The organism is Streptomyces sp. NRRL B-1140 (assembly GCF_001280065.1).
Classification (GTDB): Bacteria; Actinomycetota; Actinomycetes; order Streptomycetales; family Streptomycetaceae; genus Streptomyces.
In genome coordinates this window covers 1-1,583 of sequence record NZ_LGEA01000153.1, presented here as the reverse complement: position 1 = coordinate 1,583, position 1,583 = coordinate 1, and the positions used below count along the sequence as shown (strand labels likewise).

The window sequence follows — 1,583 nt, the reverse complement described above, 5'->3', positions numbered from 1 at the left end:
CGCCTGGACCGGGTGGTCATCAGGTTCGCGGGGGACTCGGGTGACGGTATGCAGCTCACCGGTGACCGTTTCACCTCGGAGACGGCGTCGTTCGGCAACGACCTGTCGACGCTGCCGAACTTCCCGGCCGAGATCAGGGCGCCCGCCGGGACGCTGCCGGGGGTGTCGTCGTTCCAGCTGCATTTCGCCGACCACGACATCCTCACTCCGGGGGATGCGCCGAACGTGCTGGTGGCGATGAACCCGGCCGCGCTGAAGGCCAACATCGGTGATCTGCCGCGCGGTGCGGAGGTGATCGTCAACACGGACGAGTTCACCAAACGGGCGATGCAGAAGGTCGGCTACGAGAGTTCTCCGCTGGAGGACGGGTCGCTGGACGGCTACCACGTGCATCCCGTTCCGCTGACCACGCTGACCGTGGAGGCGCTCAAGGAGTTCGACCTGAGCCGCAAGGAGGCCGAGCGCAGCAAGAACATGTTCGCGCTGGGCCTGCTGTCGTGGATGTATCACCGGCCCACGGAGGGCACGGAGAGGTTTTTGAAGTCGAAGTTCGCGAAGAAGCCCGGTATCGCGGCGGCGAACATCGCGGCGTTCCGGGCGGGCTGGAACTTCGGTGAGACGACGGAGGACTTCGCCGTCTCCTACGAGGTCGCCCCGGCGGCGACGGCGTTCCCGCCGGGTGTGTACCGCAACATCTCCGGCAACCTGGCCCTGTCGTACGGGCTGGTCGCGGCGAGCCGGCAGGCGGATCTGCCGCTGTATCTGGGCTCGTATCCGATCACTCCGGCGTCGGACATCCTGCACGAGCTGTCCAAACACAAGAACTTCGGCGTGCGCACCTTCCAGGCGGAGGACGAGATCGCCGGGATCGGTGCGGCGCTGGGCGCGGCGTTCGGCGGTTCGCTGGCGGTGACCACGACGTCCGGGCCGGGGGTGGCGCTCAAGAGCGAGACGATCGGACTTGCGGTGAGTCTGGAGCTGCCGCTGCTGGTCGTGGACATCCAGCGCGGCGGCCCGTCGACGGGGCTGCCCACGAAGACCGAGCAGGCGGATCTGCTGCAGGCGATGTACGGGCGCAACGGCGAGGCCCCGGTGCCGGTGGTCGCGCCACGCACCCCGGCGGACTGCTTCGACGCCGCGCTGGAGGCGGCGCGGATCGCGCTGACGTACCGCACGCCGGTGTTCCTGCTGTCCGACGGCTACCTGGCCAACGGCTCCGAGCCGTGGCGGATCCCCGACATCGAGGAGCTGCCGGACCTGCGGGTGCAGTTCGCGCAAGGGCCCAACCACACGCTCGAGGACGGCTCGGAGGTGTTCTGGCCGTACAAGCGCGACCCCGCGACGCTGGCCCGCCCGTGGGCGATTCCGGGCACGCCGGGTCTGGAACACCGCATCGGCGGCATCGAGAAGCAGGACGGCACCGGCAACATCTCCTACGACCCGGCCAACCACGACTTCATGGTCCGCACCCGCCAGGCCAAGATCGACGGCATCACCGTCCCCGACCTCGCAGTCGACGACCCGCACGGCGCGCGGACCCTGGTCCTGGGCTGGGGCTCGACGTACGGGCCGATCACCGCGGC

Annotated in this window: 1 protein-coding gene; it reads left to right on the top strand. The window is 69.2% G+C overall.

Features of this window, described 5'->3' with window-relative positions:
• Positions 1 to 1,583 (top strand): 2-oxoacid:acceptor oxidoreductase subunit alpha (locus tag ADK65_RS34460; RefSeq protein ID WP_053675235.1); only part of this gene is annotated, 1,583 nt, incomplete at both ends.